The organism is Runella sp. R0.1_18 (assembly GCF_057652155.1).
Map to the genome: position 1 here is coordinate 1 of NZ_JBYFCK010000137.1, position 245 is coordinate 245.

Here is a 245-nt window from a genome sequence, read left to right on the forward strand (position 1 = left end):
CGTGGTGATGATTATGCTGTGTTGCGAGGAGCGCGGCGTTTGAGTGAGCGGGAGTTTAAATTTCCTCCTGAGTTGGGATATATGTCGCTTTTGACTCCCCTTCGGTACGATGAAATCTTGGCCGTTGCTTATGAATATACCCTTAACGGGCAAAAATATATAGTAGTGGAGCTGACCTAAGATTACCATGCTCGTCCCGAAGACCAAGTCTTTGTGTTAAAATTGTTAAATTCATCGACGATTCG

Annotated in this window: 1 protein-coding gene; it reads left to right on the forward strand. The window is 44.5% G+C overall.

The annotated features are described in order from the left end of the window. The coding region (locus AC23P2_RS31405) for a hypothetical protein (RefSeq protein WP_487776840.1) at nt 1-180 on the forward strand (180 nt) is incomplete at its 5' end. Nucleotides 181-245: the final 65 nt, after the last annotated feature.